Here is a 15718-nt window from a genome sequence, read left to right as displayed (position 1 = left end):
GGAAGAGTGGCCGAGCGGTTTAAGGCACCGGTCTTGAAAACCGGCGACGGGTCAAACCGTCCGTGGGTTCGAATCCCACCTCTTCCGCCATCTACAAGGCTTTCAGGCTTGCAACGGGCCTGAGCCTGTGCCCAAATGGCCATTCGTTTTGGGACAACGAATGGCCACCATCGAAAAGCGATCCGGCAAGGGCGGCACCACCTGGCGGGTGCGCGTGCGCCGCCTGGGCCAGCCCCAGCTCACCAAGTCCTTCGAGACGAAGAAGGCCGCCCAGGAATGGGCCACCGAGCAGGAGGCCAAGGTCTTCGCCGGCGAGCAGCTGGCATCGAGCGAGGCTCGCAAGCGCACCGTGGCCGAGGCGATCGACCGCTATCTCGAAGTGACCCTGCCGCGGTCCAAGCATCGGAAGAACGCATCGGAGCAAGCCAGGCTGCTGGCCGTGTGGCGCGACCTGCTGGGCCACCGTGCGCTGGCTGGCCTTACCCCTGCGGTGGTGGCCGAGGCCCGCGACGAGCTCGCCAAGCGCACTAACAAGGCGAAGCGACCGATCAGCGGCGCCACCGTCAATCGGCACCTGACGGCCCTTAGCGCCGTCCTGCGCGTGGCGTCGAAGGAATACGGCTGGCTCAACAAGAACCCGGTGGCGAACGTCTCCCGCCTGGAGGACTCCAAGGGGCGCGAGCGGTTCCTGAGCGATGCCGAGCGCGTCCGGCTGCTGCAGGCCTGCGACAAGTCCGCACTCGACGCCCTGGGCCCGCTGGTGCGCCTGGCGCTGGCCACCGGCGCGCGGAAGGGGGAGCTCGCCTCGCTGGAGTGGGCGAACGTGAACCTCGAGCGCCGCACCGTGCGCTTTGTGGACACCAAGAACGGCGAGAACCGGACCGTGCCCCTGGCGCAGACCGCGGTCGACGTCCTGCGGGAGTGGCGCAAAGGGCGCCTGCCGGTGGGTCCGGTGTTTCCCCTGTCCAAGGACCAGGTCGACAAGCCGTGGCGGGAGGCGAGGGCAGAGGCCGGCCTGACCGATTTCCGCTTCCACGACCTGCGGCACAGCGCGGCCAGCTATCTGGCGATGTCGGGGGCTTCCCTGATGGACATTGCCGCCATCCTGGGCCACAAGACCCTGGCGATGGTGAAGCGATACAGCCACCTAAGCGAGCAGCACACCACCGCTGCCGTTGACCGAATGGCCGAGAAGTTCCTCGGCTGAAAGCGGCCGGCCCGGGTGGGTTCAGCACCCGGGCGGCCTACCACCACCCGTTCTAGGAGAACGAACGATGGCCGGCAGGATTGTAATCCCCGAGGGCGCTTCCAGCGCCACGATCATTCCCTTCCCGGGCAGGGAAATAATGCGTGACCCCGATCCCTCACACCCGGACTTCATCGCCTGGGCGATGCGCGGCATCGAGCACATGCACGCCATCCGCGATTGGTGCAGGGACAACAATGGCTGCACCAACGTCCCATGCACATGCGACACCAGATTCGAACCCTGCGACCGCAACCAGCGGGGCCCCGTGATCTTGGTGCCGCGGCGCGATCCATCGATGCCCGTCGCCTGACACAATCGAACCGCCACGGCTAGGCCGGCCAGCCGAAAGCAGCGCACCTTCCGCTGTTGCCGTGGCTCCCTTTGAAGGGCGCGGAGGTGCGCGCATGCCTTACAAGAAGACCGGCGGAAAGCCTGGCCGTCCACCCGGAAAGTCCGCGCGCGCGCTCCTTGAGAAGCTGCAGATCGATGCTTCGATCCACCTGCTGCGGCTCAATGCCGGGCTGCGCGGCAAGCCGATCTCCATTGACGAGGCGCGAGCTGAGCTAGCCAAGAAGCTGGGTGTTGTGGGCAGCGGCATTGAGAAGAAGCACAAGCGACTGCTCTCCGATGAGGCGAAGCTCGCGAAGGAGGCAGAAGGTCACTTTCTGACGGGTGATTCTCCGGGAAGCCGGCAGGTTCGAAAGGGCAAACCCAAGATCTCTGGTAATAAGCCCTAGATCGACCGTAGGGGTTTTTTGGGCCCTGATTTTCGTGCAGGGGATTGCCATTGTTGGTCTCGATTGCGGGCACACGCCCAATAACGGAGACCACACCCCATGCTTCCGACCCTTTCTCGAGTTTCGCAGATCGCCCAGGACACGGGCACCACTGAGGCCCAATGGCGCTGGTGGATCCACCGCGCGCAGGAAAACGGCCTCGCGTCGTCCGGCGCTCTGATCCGCATCGGCCGCTCGGTTTTTCTTGATCGAGAGAAGGCAGCTGCCTGGCTGCAGCAGCTTGCCGGCTGCCAGGCTCGGGCTGCCTGATATGGCCAGCCTTGAACCGCACGTTTCGCAGCTGCCGCGGGCACCGCTCTGGAATCCCGAGCACCAGATGCGCACCCGCTCACGGCCGCTGAATGCCCGCGACCTGGCTGCTATCGCCACCCTCCTGGGCCCGGCGTGGCAGCCGCCGGCACGGGGTCCGCAAGGGGTAGCGGCATGAAGCCCGCCGCGGATTTCGGATGGCTTGTGGCTGACGCCCTGCAGGAAGCTGCCAAGGATGGGCTCGAGCCGCTGGGCGCCGTCACACGGGCACTGGGGGGCACGCTGCTGCTACTCGGTGACGCCGGCCGGCAGGTAACCCAACAGGCGCCGCGCGTCCCGGACGAGGCACAGCTTTCCAAGATCGGGCGCCTGGCCCGGGGTGTGCAGGGTGCTGAGCGCTGGCTCCACGCGCACACCGCCGAGGCCATGGCGAATCGCCCCAAGCGGGGCATCCATTGAACGCCGCCGCCCGCCTGCACGCCCAGCTCTACGGGCCCACGCCGGCCGAACTGGTCGCGCCCCTGCCAACCATCGCCGACGTGCTCCACGAGCGCCTGGATGCCATCCACACGGCGCCGACCGTAACGGACGTCGACGCCGCGCTGCGCGAGCTGGGCGGGCTCACCGCCTCGCTGATGAAGCTGCGGCTGGCGCTGGTTCGGGAGGCTGAAGAAAGTCAGGAAGCTGACCGCCGGAACACGGAATCATCGCCGGACGCCCAGAGGCCCTGACCCGATGAGCATCGACAGAATCCAGCATGTTCTCGACCGATTGGATGGTGTACAGCGCTCCGGCGGAGGGTGGCGCGCACGTTGCCCCGCGTGTGAGGGCCGGTCTCGGAAGCTGAGTATCAGCGAAGCCGACGAGGGGCGCGTACTGCTCCACTGCTTCGGCGGCTGCGATGCCGCGGCGGTGATCCAGGCCGTCGGCCTGACGCTCGCCGACCTGTTCCCGGAGCGCCTGGCCGCTCAGACCCCGGAAGCCCGGCGCATGGCGCAACGGATGGCCCGACTCACGCAGTGGGGCGCCGCTCTTGAGGTGCTGGCCGAGGAGTCGACCATCGTTTCGATCGCAGCGGCCGACCTGGCTCAGGGGCTCACGCTCTCTGACGAGGACCTGGCCCGCCTGGAGCTGGCTCGCCAGCGAATCGACAGCGCCCGCGGCCTGCTGCGCGACAGCCCGAAGTGGCGCCCACAGTTCGCCCCGACCAACCGCCCGAAGCCGCAGCTGGTGGTGTCCAAATGAACAACCTCCAGCAGCGCGCCGAAATGCTGCTCCTGAGGGATGAGCCCCGAAAGCCTCGCGCGCTTATCCGGTTCACGCCGGCCGCGGACCTGCTGAGCGAGCCGAAGCCGCTCGCCTGGCTGATCCGGAACATCTTCGAGCAAGACGCGGTATGCCTGGTCAACGGTGCCCCTGGGTCGTTCAAGAGCTTCTTCGCCTTCGAGATCGCCTGCTGCGTGAGCAGCGGAACCCCCTGGCACGGCAACCGGGTTCACTCCGGGCCGGTGTTCGTGATTGTCGGGGAGGGCCACTACGGTGTTCGCCGACGCCTCAAAGCCTGGGCGAATGCCAACCAGGTGGATCTGGCCGCGGCGCCGCTGTTCGTCTCCGAACGTGCCGTGACGCTCACGGACCCCGACGCATCCGGCGACCTGGCAGAGGCCATTCAGGGGTTGCGTGAGATCGCCGGCGCCGATCCGGTGTTGATCGTAGTGGACACGGTAGCCCGCGCATTCCGCGGCGACGAGAACAGCTCCCAGGACATGGGCGCATTCCTACAGGCGGTGGACGAGGTGCGCAGCCACTGGCGGGCGTCGGTGCTGCTGGTGCACCACGTCGGGCACGGAGCCAACGATCGAGCCCGCGGCTCCAGCGCACTGCGCGGCGCGGTCGATTGGGAGTACCTGGCAGAGCGGGATGGCCTGCACGTCACGCTCCGTTGCACCAAGGCCAAGGATGCACCGATGCCCGAGCCTCAGCACTTCAAGCTCCAGCAGGTCGAACTGCCCTGGCGCGACGAGGACGGCGACTTCCAGACCAGCGCGGTGCTGGTGCCGGCAGACGCTCCGGAGGGCGGGACGGAAGCCTCAGGCCGCGGGCTTGGGCAGCGGCAGCAGCGAGCGCTCGATGCTCTGGGAAAGCTCTACAGGACGCAGGGCGACACCCTGGAACGCGCAGGCCATCCGAGGGAACGAGCCCTGGTCACCGTCGAGGACTGGAAGCACGCCTGTGCTGAGTTCATCCCGGATCGCCGCGACTTCGATCGCGTCAAGAAGTCGCTCATCGAACGCAAGACCATCCACGTGGAGATGCCCCATGTTCGGCTCGTTTGACCGTCGGCAAGTGTCAGCGTCGGCTTCTGTCGGCTCCCCTAAAGGGGAGAGCCGACAAATGCCGACACCTCCGAGGCACTCGGAGCCGACGAAAGCCGACGCCTGCCGACAGAAAAAGCCGACGAATGCCGACACCGATTACCGACACCAAGCCAGGAGAACGCCATGAACCGCAAGCCCGTCACCCCCGAATCGCTGATCCCTCGGGGCAGCGCTCAGAAACGCCCAGGCCCGCGCGAGCAATTCGGCGCTCGGGTGACTAATTCCGTCGAGCAGACGGGCAAGGCTGCGGCGCAGCAGGCCAAGGCCCAGGCCGAACGAGCCCGACTGGAAAAGGCGAACGCCAGCAAGCCGGCGACCCGCGAGCAGCTCCTCGGTGCACGCATGTACCCCGGGGAGTCCAAGCCCGAGCACGTGGCCCAGGCCAGGCGGCCCGGCGCGGTGCTCTGGACCGTGACGCCACAGGCGAAGGTCGAGCCGGGCTGGAACCCGCCGCCCGACACCCGCCGCCCGACACCCGCCGGAACCACGAGGACTGAGCATGGCCGCTGCGCTTAAAAAAACCAGCAGAAAGCCGCCGCCGGCCCCTGGTCCCGGGCGGCCCAAGGGCTCCAAGAACAAGGTTCCCGCGGAGCTCAAGAAGGCTTTGCAGATGGCACTCGACGGGTTCGCCACGGAGATACCGAGTTTGTTGCGGAAGGTGGCGGCGAAGGATCCGGCACGAGCGCTGGAGCTGGTGGCGCGCCTTGGCGAGTACGTCGTTCCGAAGCTCGGCCGAACCGAACACGCCCTCAGCGGCGCCACACTCGAATCGCTGGTGGCGGGTGCTGTCGGCCCCGAGACGCCGCGGCCCGCGCTCAACGCAACGCCCAGCGGTGAGCAGGGACGCTACACCGTGCCCCTGGAGTCGAACCCGGCGGGAAACCGGGAGCCGCTCGGATACGCCCAGCTTGCCGGGCCTGTGCGGAACACCGAGAGCGCCGCGCCCACCGAGCCGCGCCCGTCGGACATCACCCCGTCGCTGCCGAATCTGCCCCGCGAGGGCCTGACCGAGAACGAACGAACCGTCGCGGACCTGAGAGCCAAGGCATGCCGGCCACTGTTCGAGCCTGATTACGACCCGCACAACATCTGACCAAGGAGATTTGACAATGCAGACCGAAGAATCGAAGGCGCCCAGCACCGCCCAGGAGGCCGTGGAAGCGGCGAAAGCCCGCCGCGAGGAGCTGGCCAAGCGTCGGCAGGAACTGACGGCACGCCGCGGCACACTGGCCCGTGAGGTGCTGCTGAAGGGGGACGAGGCCAAGCGCGCCGAGCTGCAGCAGGTGATCGTCGAGCTCAACGCCCTGGGCGCCGAGGACGAGGTGCTCGACCAGGTAACCCGCGAGGCGCAGGTCGACTGGGAGCGCGAACGCGACGAGGACACCTTGGCCCGGCTCTATGCCGGCCTGGACGAGGCCGAGGGCCTGCTCACCGAGTTGGAGGAGCTGACCGGCCTGGCCGCCAAGGCCATGACCCGGTTCCTTGAGGCCCAGCAATTGGCCGAGGACATCGGCGCCAGCGTGCAGGCTCGCCTTTACGAGGTGAGCAGCAACGCGAGCGGGCGCAGCGCCGAGCCGGTGAAGTCTGACCAGGTGACCGGCATGTGCCTGCCCGGCAGCGAAGCCACCCGCGCCACCGTACTGGCCCACGCCCGCCGCCGCATTGCCGCCCTGCGCGGTGACCTGGACCGCGGGCTCAAGGGCCCGAAGGCCGCCTGAGAGGAGATGCCCCGATGCCCGTAGTTCCCCGAGTAGAAGGTCTGAGCGTTGCGCAGGCGCCGCTGCCGAACGCACGCTTCACCGTCCGTGCCGATGGTCGTGCCGGCGAGGCGATGGCCGGTGCCTTGCGTCAAGCGAGCGCCGTTGCCGCAGAGATCGGCCAGCGTGAACAGCAGAAAGCCGACGATGCGGCCATGTTCGAGGCACGCTCCCGCTTGGCCGAATGGGAGCGGCAGCAGTTCGATTCCGAGAACCCGAAGGGCGTCACTGCCCGTCGTGGCCGGGAGGCGCTCGGGCTTGGGGATGATCAGGCCCGGGCCTACGAAGAGACCCGCTCCCGAATCGAGCAGGACCTACAGCCTCGCCAGCGCCAGGCATTTCGCAACCTCTCCGGCGAGTTCGGCCTGCGCTATCGCGAGCGTGTGGATCGCTACAGCTCCCAGCAGTACGAGGGCTATCTCGCTGCGAATGAAGAAGCGACGCTCACCTCGCTGAGCGAGCGTGCTGCGCTCGCCGGGCGCGAGGGGCGCCTCGATGCCATGGCCGACGAGCTCCTGCTCGCGGAGGCGGCGATCGAGGAACAGGCCCAGCGGCTGGGGCTTGGACCGGAGGTGGCAGCAGCCCGGAAGGCAGACTTCACGAGCCGCGCCATGGTCGCCACCACCAGCGGATTCCTGGAGCAAGGAGACTACGCCGGGGCGGTGAACTTCTACCGTGCGAATGCGGACGACATGACGGAAACCGACCGTGCCAGGATGGACGGCACGATCCGGAACGCCGAGCTGGAACTGCGCGAGGTCGAGGAAGCGGCCGGAATCATGGCCAGCCACGGGACCGGCCCGGGTGCGGTTCGGGCTGCCGAGCGCATCTCCGACCCGATGCTCAGGGATCGCGTGGTCGCGCGCATCGACGCCGAGTCTCGCCGGCGCCAGCAGGCACAGGCGCAGGCGGAAGCGGCGGTGATCGCCCAGGCTTACAACGCAGTGGCCGGCACCGACCCCGCCACGCCCATCGACCGAGCCGTGCCACCGGATCTGCTGGTGGCGATGAACCCGCGGGACCGCATGGCGCTGCACAACTTCCAGTCGGCCCGACTGCGGGGCGAAGAAATCCAGACCGACCCGAGGGTGTACACCGACCTGTCCCTGATGCCGTCGGAGAAGCTGCTCGAGGTCGACCTCAATCGCCTGGTGATCGAGCGCCAGCTGCACCCGGACCACGCCAACCGCTTCCGCGCCAGGCAGGAGGAAATCCGCAACCCGAAGGCGGCGAGCTTTCGGTGGTCGAGCGAGGAGGACATGAATCGCCAGATGGTCCACACGCTCGGGATTGCCGAGGACAAGAAGGCCCAGGGCAAGTACCGCATGGCCGTGGATGCGGCCGTCGCGCAGCGCGAGCGCGAGCTCGACCGCAGCCTCACCAAGCAGGAGCACTGGCAGCTGCTCAACGAGCTGGCCGTCCCCGTCATGCGCGAGCGGTCCTTCCTGGGCATCGAGCTTTCGCCGGCACGGGAGCGCTACTACCAGGTGCAGGGTGAGACCGAGGGCTTCTACCTCGACCCCGCCATCACCGAACGGGCACGCAACGCCCTGACGGCCTCTCGCCAGGCTGCGGGACTGCCGCCGCCGACCGATGCGGACGTGAGCACCTTCGTCCGCGCCAATGCCGAGCGCTTCAACCGGGAGGGTTTCACCGATGGCGACGAATGACGACTGGCTGGCACAGGCCGCCGAGGACTTCGTGCAGCAGCAGAAGACGCAGGCTCGCTCCAGCGCCTTCGGCCAGCAGGACATCGAGCTCGGCCCGGACGAGGCGGCCCAGGTGTGGCAGGAGGGCCAGGCCCAGGGCATCCCGCCCGAGGTGGCGCTTCGCAATGTGGACGAGATCCGCGCCGAAGCCGAGCGCAAGCGCATGGACGCACTCGCTCAGACTGCGCCCGGAGTGGCAGGCTGGATCTCGGCTCGTCCTGAGCGGCTTGCCGTGGCCCGGGACGACTTGGGCACCATGGGCGAAATCGAGAGGTTTCTGGACGCATGGACTCCCGACCGCCGAGGTGGGGGCACCCCGTGGGGTCTTTACGCCGAGCTGCAGCTGGCCGGCTTCGACAACCTGGTGCGGGCTCCACTGTCGGGGATGGCCGATTACGCGGGCATGGCGCTTTCGGGAACAGGTGACCTGCTCGACGCGGGTGCGCGCAGCCTCGATCGGGCTTTTCGCTCGGTGGCCGGTGACCAGGCGGCGGACGCCATGTGGGTCGAGGGGCCTTGGTGGATGAACCCCGCCGAGATCGTCCGCCAGCCGGGCCAGACCATACGCGAGGGCGCCGGCTTGATGGCCGTGCCGGAGGAGAGCCGTACCTTCCTGACGGACGTCACGGGAGGGGTTGGCCAACTGGGGGGCATGGCCCTGCAGTCGATCGTGGCCCCCCCGACGCTCCTACCATCTCTGTTCGGCGTCGGCGCTGCCCAGCAGAGTGACCGCGCACGCGAGCAGGGCGTGGAAGGGACCGCCGCGGCAGACCTGGCCACACTCGCCGGCGCGCCCACGACGGCTCTGCTCGAGCGCTTCGCCCTGACCAAGCTCCTGGAGCGGGTGCCGCCGAAGATCCGCAATGAGCTGGGCCGCAAGCTCACTGACCTGGGGACCGCCTTTGCCATCGAAGGCACCCAGGAAGCCGTGGAGGCGGTCGCACAGAACGCCATTACCGCGGCCACCACGAACCCGGACCAGACGCTCACCGAGGGCGTTGCTCGCGAAGCCACTGTCGCCGGCACTGCGGCCACCGTGGTGCGGACCTTGCTCGGTGTGCGCAGCCCCCTGCGCCCCGTAGTGGAATCGCAAGACGACCAGCGCACGCTCGATCAGCTCCATGCCATCGGGAGCCAGCTCAAGGTCGCTGCGCGAGCGCCAGCAGAAGCCGAGGCCCTGGTCGAAGAGATCCTCGCCCGCAGCGGTCGGGGACCACAGCACGTCTACGTCGACGCGCAGGCCCTTGCGGCGGAGTGGCAGCGCCAGGGTTTCGACCCGGTGGACCAGGCTCGGACAGTCTTTGGCAATGCCGAAGCCTTCACCGATGCGGCCACCGCAGGCCACGACCTGCCGGTGCCGATGCCGCGCTACCTGGTGCACGCCACGCGGGCGCCGACAGCCGACGCAATCCGCCACGCCTCTCGCCTGGCGCCCCAACGGCTCACGGCCACCGAACTGGACGGCCTGGACCTTGAGACCGTTCTGGCCCGGAAGCTGCCGGAGGTCACGCCGGCGCAACCCCGAGAGGAGACCGAAGCCCAACTCCGAGACCAGCTGATTGCGGCTCGTGTGGGGCCGGAGGAGGCCACAAGCCGCGCTAGGGAAGTGGCCGCCCGGATCATCGCTGCCGAAGACGAGGTGACACTGGCTGAGTCTGACTTCGCCGGCCTGGACCTGGGCCCTGAGCCGGGGAACCTAGGCATCACCGACAGCCAGTGGAACGGCTACCAGGCGCATCTGGACGCAGCCCACGAGCAGGCCCGCAGCGCCGTCATGGAACGGCTCATGTCGGCCGAGCAGCGCAAGCGCGAACGCTGGTACACCGAGGAGCAGGCCCGCGTGCGCGCCCAGGTCGAGGACGAGCTCGAACTACCGCGGACCATGCGCGCGTGGCAGATCCTTGCCGGCCGGGCCGAGGTCAATGGCGAACCCGTGCCGGCGAACCTGGCCGGGCTTAAGCTCGACCGGGCCGCCCTGGTCGAGGCCTTCGGCAAGGACTACGTGCAGACCCACCTCAAGCCGCTGGGCGTGTATCGCACGCAGGGCGGCCAGAACCCCGACGCGGTAGCGGTCGCCCTGGGCTTCCCCTCCGGTGACGCATTGGTGCGCGCCCTGGGCGAAGTGAAGGCGGCGCAGGTACGCGCCGCGGTCGAAGTCGAGCGCAAGATGCGCGGCCGCGTTCCCGACGCCCTGTTCGATGGCAGTCTGCCCGACGTGGCTGCGGAAGCACTGCACAACGATGCCCGGTTCCAAGCCTTGGACGCCGAGCTCGGGATCCTCGCGCAGCTTGCCAACGAGCCCCGCCCCGATGCCGGCAACCTGCGCCGCATGGCCGAGACCAAGGTCGACCAGGTGCAGATCGCCGACCTGAGACCCGGGGTCTACCTCGCCGCCGAACGCAAAGCGGCCAGGGAAGCGCAGCAGGCAAGCACGCGCCGTGAGTTCGCTGCCGCTCTGGAGGCCAAGCGCAGGCAGGCCCAGAACGCGGCCCTCTACGCGGCCGCACGCCGCGCTCAGTCGCAGATCGAGATGCAGGTGCGCTACGCCCGCAGCCTCGGAAAGAAGGCGGCACGCGAGCGCCTGGGCCGTGCAGGGGCGGACATGCTGGCGACCATGGACGAGGTGCTCAGCGCCTATAACTTCCGGCCGGTGTCGGATGCCCAGCGCCGGCGAGAGGGCCGGCTGCGCCGCTGGTACGACCGCATGATTCAGGCCGGCGTGCAACCGCAGGTGCCCGAGCACATGATGGCCCACCTCGATTCGGTCGACCGCGTGCACTATCGCGAGCTCACGCCCGCCCAACTGCGCGACGTTACCGAAACCCTGCAGCAGCTCGACCACCAGGCCACCACCTTGAGTGAGCTCCGCCTGGCCGGCGAGCGCCTGCAGCTGGACGAGACCGCTGCCGAGCTGGCCGGGGCAATCCGCACGAACCTCAAGGACCGCGGCCCGCCGCCGGCGTCGGATCTGCTGCGCAAGACCACGCTCCAGAAGGCCAAGCGAGCCTGGCGCATGGCGGGCGCCATTCTGACCCGGCCACGGGCTCTGGCCGCGTGGGTCGATGGCGATGGCAACGTCGAAGGCGTGTTCCACCGCCGGGTGATCCGCCCGCTCGACAAGGCCCAGGCCGACTACCTGGACGCGATGCACGAGTACGGCAACAAGGTGACCCGACTGTTCGAGACGCACCTCAAGGGTCGTGACCTGAGCCGTCCGATCTGGATCCCGACTATCGGCCAGAACATGGCAAAGGCCGACCTGCTGGCGGTGGCGCTCAACCTGGGCAACGCCGGCAACATCCAGCGCCTCCGCGACGGCCGCCAGTGGGGCGACGTGCAGCTCATGGACATGACCCGGCACCTGGACAAGGCCGACTGGGATTTTGTGCAGGGTGTCTGGGACACGCTGGAGACGCTCTGGCCGAAGATTGCCGATCAGCAGAAGCGGTTGACCGGCATCGAGCCTGGTCGCGTGCAGGCGCGCCCGGTGAACACGCCCTTCGGCACGTACCGCGGCGGGTACTACCCAATCGTGTACGACCGCGAGTCGCCCGAGTGGCGCCAGTTCGGCCGCGAGGATGCCGATAGCTGGTTCGATCAGGTGGCCATGATGGCCCTCCCGCCGAGCGGTCACACCGAGTCCCGGGTGCGCAAGGCCCGCATCCCGGTAAAGCTCGATCTGGGTGTAGTGCCCCAGCATCTTTCGAGCATCCTCAAGGATCTGACGCACCGCGAAACGGTGATCAGCCTGCGCAAGCTGGTCCAGCACCACGACGTGATCGGAGCGCTGGGCGAGACGGTAGGCGTGGAGTTCCAGGCCATGCTCGAGGACAAGCTCAAGCAGGTGGCTACCGACCAGGTGATCGAGGCGGCGCGCTCAATGGACGGCCTGCGCAAGGTATCCCGGGCGATCCGCCGGCACGTGGGGGTCATGGCCATGGGTCTGAACGTGGTCACCGGCCTCAAACAGCTGATCGGCCTGACCAACTCGGTCGAGGTGCTCACGGCTCGACACGGGGCCAAGGCGCCGCGCCTGCTGCTGCGCGGCTATCACCAGCTCCTGCAGGGTTGGGGCGGCGCCGTGGATGCGGTGACAGCGCTCTCGGGCGAGATGCGGCACCGGATGAACAATGCCGACGCCGACATTCGCCTGGCGATGGATCGCTATCTCAGCGGCAGGATGCGACCCGGCATCCGCGGTAAGGCGGGCACCGCCATCGATGGTGCCCGGGTGCATGCCCATGTGCTGATCCGCTACGCCCAGTTCTACCTGGTGGACCTCCCGCTCTGGCTGGGTGCGCACTCAGGCGCGCTGCAGCAGGGCAAGAGCGCAGCCGATGCCATCGCGGCGGCCGACGATGCGGTGATCGTCTCCCAGGGCGCAGGCGGGGCCAAGGACACGGCCTTGATCGAGGGCAACGTGCCCGGGGTTGAGCTGTTCACGATGTTCTATAGCTACGCCAGCGCCTTCCTGCAGCGACAGGTGAGCATGGGTCGCCAGCTCGGCAAGGCCCTGGAGGGCGGGCCCAAGCAGCTGGCCAGCGAACTGCCGCTGCTCTCGGCGCGCATGACCATGCTGCTGGTGCTCCCGGTGATCCTGGACGATCTGATCAGTCGGGCGGCTGGCGCGGCGGAGGAGCCGGACGAGCCCGAGGGCTGGGCCAGCTACTACTTCATGCGCGTGCTGGCCTACCAGTTCTACGGCCTGCCGGGCTTCCGGGACATCGTGGGCGCGAAGTTCGGCTATCGAGCCACCCCGGCCGATGCCATCGGCAATGCGTATCTGAGGCTTGCCAAGGACGCCGAGGACACCCTGGCGGGCGAAGACGTGGAGGCCAGGCGCGCGGCCCGTAACACGGTGACCGCAGTGGGCTACACCACGGGTCTGCCGCTGGCCGGACCCTGGCGCCATGTCGACTACATGTGGCGGGTGCTCGCCGGCGAGGAAGAGCCAGAGACGGTGCCCGAGTTCGCGGCGGCGGCGCTCATCGGCAAGCGCGAGGAGAGGTAGCGGGTGGGTCGAGGGTAGGAACCGGGGCACGCCCCGTCTAAAGGCGGGGCTGATCCTTGGGGCTACCCTTGTCCATAGGAGCGGCGGGCCCGGGAGGAAGTCAGCTTCGCCGGCGGCGGGTAGCCGCTGGTTCCACGTGAACGGATCCGGGGCCGGGGGCGCCCAACCTGAACGGCCGGCCGCCCTTAACCCCCCGGACTAGCAAGCTTTGCTATAGTCCCGCCAGCTCAGGGGAGAGCTGGGGAGGAGTGAACCGAGTCCTTGTTCCACGTGGAGGGCAGGTTCCATGGCTATGAAACACAAAGCGAAGCGACTTCGATTCGTCGCCCGTCGCACGCGTTCCGGTCTATGGATCGCGCATTGCGTCGACTTCTCGCTATCGGCCCAGGCAGACACGTTCGCGGAGGCCCGCGACAAGATCCATGCGCAGGTCACCGACTACTGTGCCTACGTGGCCGAACAGCAAGATCCCGAGTACCGCCGACAGCTGCTAAGCCGCAAGTCGCCTCTCGGCGTGCGCGCCCTTTGGCTGTTCAGCTACTTCGTGCATCGACGCTCGAAGCCCCCACAGGCCAACCCGGACGGCCAGGCCAGCGCCTGGGTGGAGCGCGGGGCAGCCATCGCCTGCTGAGAATCGGGGCGCATGGAGAGGCCTGTCACCCACAGGGAGATGGTCTCCCTCCTCAAATCGCTTGAGTTCACCAAGGTTCGATCCAATGGCTCCCACGAAATGTGGGAAGGCACGTACGGCGGACAGCGGCGCGTCGTGACCCTAGACGAGCATCACGCCCCATACCACCGCGCGCTGCTCAGGGATATCCGGAACCAGATCGGGATGTCTAAGAAGGAATTATTCGCCGCCTTGGCCAGCCTGTAGCGGCAGCGGCGCTTCGAGACTGCCATTCTTCCCCTGGGGCGCGCTGGTGAGGTCGCTACCGTCTCCGCCGTGACTTGGTCTTCCGCTTCCCTACCCAAGGCAGGTCGTCCTTGACAGGCCTGGGCCGCGGAATCACCTCGCCCTCGGGTAGCGGAGGCAGTCCCTGGTAGGTGGGCGAGGTGGATCCTGGGGCTTGTCCATTCCGGCGGAATCTGGCCGCACGCTCAGACGCTACCAATCGCGTTCTGGACCCACTGAACCGCGTTCGGCAGCTGGCGCAGTCCCGCGTCGATCGCCTGCTGCGCAACCCGCTGCATGGCGGCGGCAGGCAGGTCCTTGAGCGCGGAGACCATTCGGCCCTTCACGGATGCATCGGCCGTGGAGTCCTCTATCCTGGCGACCAGCAGATCGCGCACGGTGTCGTGATGGAGCTTCACAATCACCACGTCCAGGATCGCCCCCAATCCACCATCATCGGCCAAGAAGTCGAGCCCCTTCGCCGTGATCTGGCCGGTGAACGTCTGGAGGCTGTTGTCGAGGTAGCGCTCTAGGGTCAGCTTGGCCAGGCGGTGCTCGTGGAGGTAGGCCAGGGTGGCGTGGATCTCGTTGATGGAGCGCTCGCCGTTGTGGCCGCTGAAGTCGACCGCGGAGGGATAGGCCGCGGCCATCCGCTCAAGTAGCTCGTTTTGCAGAACACGATCGAGTGCAGACATGTTGCCTCCGAAACGCAGTTGATCCGGGCCGTGTCCCGGGAGCCACAACCATAGCCGCAGCTGGTCGCATTTCCCGAGACGGTCGCCTCAGATTGCTGGGGGTAGATTTGGGGGTACAACCCGCCCTGCCTTAGTTGGAGCCCCGTGCAGTTCGCGCCGGCAGACCGTGGGGCGAACTACGGCCTAGCGCGACTTGCGGCGCCGCTTGGGATTTCTGAGAGGGCGGCGTGCTCTAGACTTGCCCTCGCCAGGGTGGCTCTTTGTCGGCACCCTCTACCACTTCCCAAAGCTTTTCGGCAGCAGCGAGAACTGCATTCCGAGAGGCTTGAGCGCGCACAGGAATTGCGTCGGCTAACGCGATCAAATCAGCTTCATTTGCAGATGGGAGCGCCGCTAAATAGGCTTGGTCTCGGTGGATCGCTGTTGCCGCAAGGCGAACACTCCCAGTTATCTCCGCAGACAAAGCGGACAAGTCCGCATGGGCAGAGATTCCACTTATGGTTAGGCGCATGAACCCGTCACGCATCTGAATTGCAAATTCTCCCTTTGGGTCAACTCCGTGCGCCCTGACCCTTTGGTACTCAAGCATCGCTGAGATGGTGGCAGTCGCGTGATTGAACTCTGGTAGAAGGGAAGACGCACGCGCTCGCTCAGCTTCCTTGCGACTGAGTTCGCGTTCCGAACGGTCACGGTTCGCAATGCGGAAGACTCCCCACGCTGCGAAGGCGGTGGCGGCAAATCCCGCCCAAGTCGCAACGTCGCCCCAAGCGACCTCTTGAGGGCAAAACTCGATTGCCATGGTTCACCTCGCGCAAATTGGGACAAATTTGGGACAACGCCGCCCCAAACCCACATTAACGGCCAATGTTGGCTATTGCGGAAGTCCTTGATTTCTCAGTGGGCGAGAGTTGGCACAAGTTGTTGATTGTTGGGATATTTCGCTCTTGAAAACCGGCGACGGGTCAAACCGTCCGTGGG

General features: G+C 67.3%; 15 protein-coding genes and 1 tRNA gene. 15 read left to right on the top strand and 1 reads right to left on the bottom strand.

What is annotated here, in order from left to right; translation table 11 throughout:
* The 15 genes from IEX13_RS06170 to IEX13_RS14400 all read left to right on the top strand — a co-directional run bounded on the left by IEX13_RS06170 (position 1) and on the right by IEX13_RS14400 (position 14027).
* Positions 1-90, top strand: a tRNA-Ser gene (locus IEX13_RS06170).
* A gap of 70 nt (positions 91-160) precedes the next feature.
* Positions 161-1207 carry a tyrosine-type recombinase/integrase gene (locus tag IEX13_RS06165; RefSeq protein ID WP_188662251.1) on the top strand — a complete coding sequence of 349 codons (1047 nt, stop codon included), beginning with the start codon at positions 161-163 and terminating at the stop codon, positions 1205-1207.
* Between the two features lie 446 nt (positions 1208-1653).
* Positions 1654-1986, top strand: coding sequence for a hypothetical protein (locus tag IEX13_RS06160; RefSeq protein WP_188662249.1), 333 nt, complete (start codon positions 1654-1656; stop codon positions 1984-1986).
* A gap of 99 nt (positions 1987-2085) precedes the next feature.
* A complete protein-coding gene (locus tag IEX13_RS06155; RefSeq protein ID WP_188662247.1) occupies positions 2086-2295 on the top strand; it encodes a DNA-binding protein in 210 nt (69 codons plus the stop codon).
* Between the two features lie 174 nt (positions 2296-2469).
* Positions 2470-2754: a hypothetical protein gene (locus IEX13_RS06150; protein ID WP_188662245.1), complete on the top strand. Its 285-nt coding sequence runs from the start codon at positions 2470-2472 to the stop codon at positions 2752-2754.
* A complete protein-coding gene (locus IEX13_RS06145; protein WP_188662244.1) occupies positions 2751-3026 on the top strand; it encodes a hypothetical protein in 276 nt (91 codons plus the stop codon). Before IEX13_RS06150 ends, IEX13_RS06145 begins: the two co-directional genes overlap by 4 nt.
* 4 nt (positions 3027-3030) lie before the next feature.
* On the top strand, positions 3031-3540 hold the full coding sequence (locus tag IEX13_RS06140; RefSeq protein WP_188662242.1) for a DNA primase: 510 nt from the start codon (positions 3031-3033) through the stop codon (positions 3538-3540).
* Positions 3537-4631, top strand: a complete 1095-nt coding sequence (locus IEX13_RS06135) for an AAA family ATPase (RefSeq protein WP_188662240.1) — start codon at positions 3537-3539, stop codon at positions 4629-4631. The genes IEX13_RS06140 and IEX13_RS06135 overlap by 4 nt, the downstream gene beginning before the upstream one ends.
* 165 nt (positions 4632-4796) lie before the next feature.
* Positions 4797-5189 (top strand): hypothetical protein, encoded by a 393-nt coding sequence (locus IEX13_RS06130; protein WP_188662238.1) that lies wholly within the window; start codon positions 4797-4799, stop codon positions 5187-5189.
* Complete coding sequence (locus IEX13_RS06125; RefSeq protein ID WP_188662235.1) at positions 5173-5766, top strand: hypothetical protein; 594 nt, start codon at positions 5173-5175, stop codon at positions 5764-5766. The genes IEX13_RS06130 and IEX13_RS06125 overlap by 17 nt, the downstream gene beginning before the upstream one ends.
* Positions 5767-5782: 16 nt before the next feature.
* Positions 5783-6391 (top strand): hypothetical protein, encoded by a 609-nt coding sequence (locus IEX13_RS06120; protein ID WP_188662234.1) that lies wholly within the window; start codon positions 5783-5785, stop codon positions 6389-6391.
* A gap of 14 nt (positions 6392-6405) precedes the next feature.
* The gene (locus IEX13_RS06115) at positions 6406-8100 is read left to right on the top strand and encodes a hypothetical protein (protein WP_188662232.1); all 1695 of its coding nucleotides are present in this window, start codon (positions 6406-6408) and stop codon (positions 8098-8100) included.
* On the top strand, positions 8087-13150 hold the full coding sequence (locus tag IEX13_RS06110; RefSeq protein WP_188662230.1) for a hypothetical protein: 5064 nt from the start codon (positions 8087-8089) through the stop codon (positions 13148-13150). The genes IEX13_RS06115 and IEX13_RS06110 overlap by 14 nt, the downstream gene beginning before the upstream one ends.
* A gap of 292 nt (positions 13151-13442) precedes the next feature.
* Positions 13443-13781 (top strand): DUF1902 domain-containing protein, encoded by a 339-nt coding sequence (locus IEX13_RS06105; RefSeq protein WP_188662228.1) that lies wholly within the window; start codon positions 13443-13445, stop codon positions 13779-13781.
* Between the two features lie 12 nt (positions 13782-13793).
* Positions 13794-14027 carry a type II toxin-antitoxin system HicA family toxin gene (locus IEX13_RS14400; RefSeq protein WP_188662226.1) on the top strand — a complete coding sequence of 78 codons (234 nt, stop codon included), beginning with the start codon at positions 13794-13796 and terminating at the stop codon, positions 14025-14027.
* Positions 14028-14251: 224 nt separating this feature from the next.
* On the opposite strand, the gene IEX13_RS06095 is transcribed toward IEX13_RS14400, so the two are convergent.
* Positions 14252-14740, bottom strand: coding sequence for a hypothetical protein (locus IEX13_RS06095; RefSeq protein ID WP_188662224.1), 489 nt, complete (start codon positions 14738-14740; stop codon positions 14252-14254).
* Positions 14741-15718: the final 978 nt, after the last annotated feature.

Source organism: Arenimonas soli (genome assembly GCF_014643775.1).
GTDB lineage: Bacteria > Pseudomonadota > Gammaproteobacteria > Xanthomonadales > Xanthomonadaceae > Arenimonas > Arenimonas soli.
Note: the sequence above shows the minus strand (reverse complement) of the source record. Positions and strands in the feature narration are given on the sequence as shown.

Excerpts from the sequence above, each read along its gene's own strand:
- IEX13_RS06165 (WP_188662251.1), top strand. The coding sequence starts at position 161 with ATGGCCACCATCGAAAAGCGATCCGGCAAGGGCGGCACCACCTGGCGG.
- IEX13_RS06160 (WP_188662249.1), top strand. The coding sequence starts at position 1,654 with ATGCCTTACAAGAAGACCGGCGGAAAGCCTGGCCGTCCACCCGGAAAG.
- IEX13_RS06155 (WP_188662247.1), top strand. The coding sequence starts at position 2,086 with ATGCTTCCGACCCTTTCTCGAGTTTCGCAGATCGCCCAGGACACGGGC.
- IEX13_RS06150 (WP_188662245.1), top strand. The coding sequence starts at position 2,470 with ATGAAGCCCGCCGCGGATTTCGGATGGCTTGTGGCTGACGCCCTGCAG.
- IEX13_RS06140 (WP_188662242.1), top strand. The coding sequence starts at position 3,031 with ATGAGCATCGACAGAATCCAGCATGTTCTCGACCGATTGGATGGTGTA.
- IEX13_RS06135 (WP_188662240.1), top strand. The coding sequence starts at position 3,537 with ATGAACAACCTCCAGCAGCGCGCCGAAATGCTGCTCCTGAGGGATGAG.
- IEX13_RS06130 (WP_188662238.1), top strand. The coding sequence starts at position 4,797 with ATGAACCGCAAGCCCGTCACCCCCGAATCGCTGATCCCTCGGGGCAGC.
- IEX13_RS06125 (WP_188662235.1), top strand. The coding sequence starts at position 5,173 with ATGGCCGCTGCGCTTAAAAAAACCAGCAGAAAGCCGCCGCCGGCCCCT.
- IEX13_RS06120 (WP_188662234.1), top strand. The coding sequence starts at position 5,783 with ATGCAGACCGAAGAATCGAAGGCGCCCAGCACCGCCCAGGAGGCCGTG.
- IEX13_RS06115 (WP_188662232.1), top strand. The coding sequence starts at position 6,406 with ATGCCCGTAGTTCCCCGAGTAGAAGGTCTGAGCGTTGCGCAGGCGCCG.
- IEX13_RS06110 (WP_188662230.1), top strand. The coding sequence starts at position 8,087 with ATGGCGACGAATGACGACTGGCTGGCACAGGCCGCCGAGGACTTCGTG.
- IEX13_RS06105 (WP_188662228.1), top strand. The coding sequence starts at position 13,443 with ATGAAACACAAAGCGAAGCGACTTCGATTCGTCGCCCGTCGCACGCGT.
- IEX13_RS14400 (WP_188662226.1), top strand. The coding sequence starts at position 13,794 with ATGGAGAGGCCTGTCACCCACAGGGAGATGGTCTCCCTCCTCAAATCG.
- IEX13_RS06095 (WP_188662224.1), bottom strand. The coding sequence starts at position 14,740 with ATGTCTGCACTCGATCGTGTTCTGCAAAACGAGCTACTTGAGCGGATG.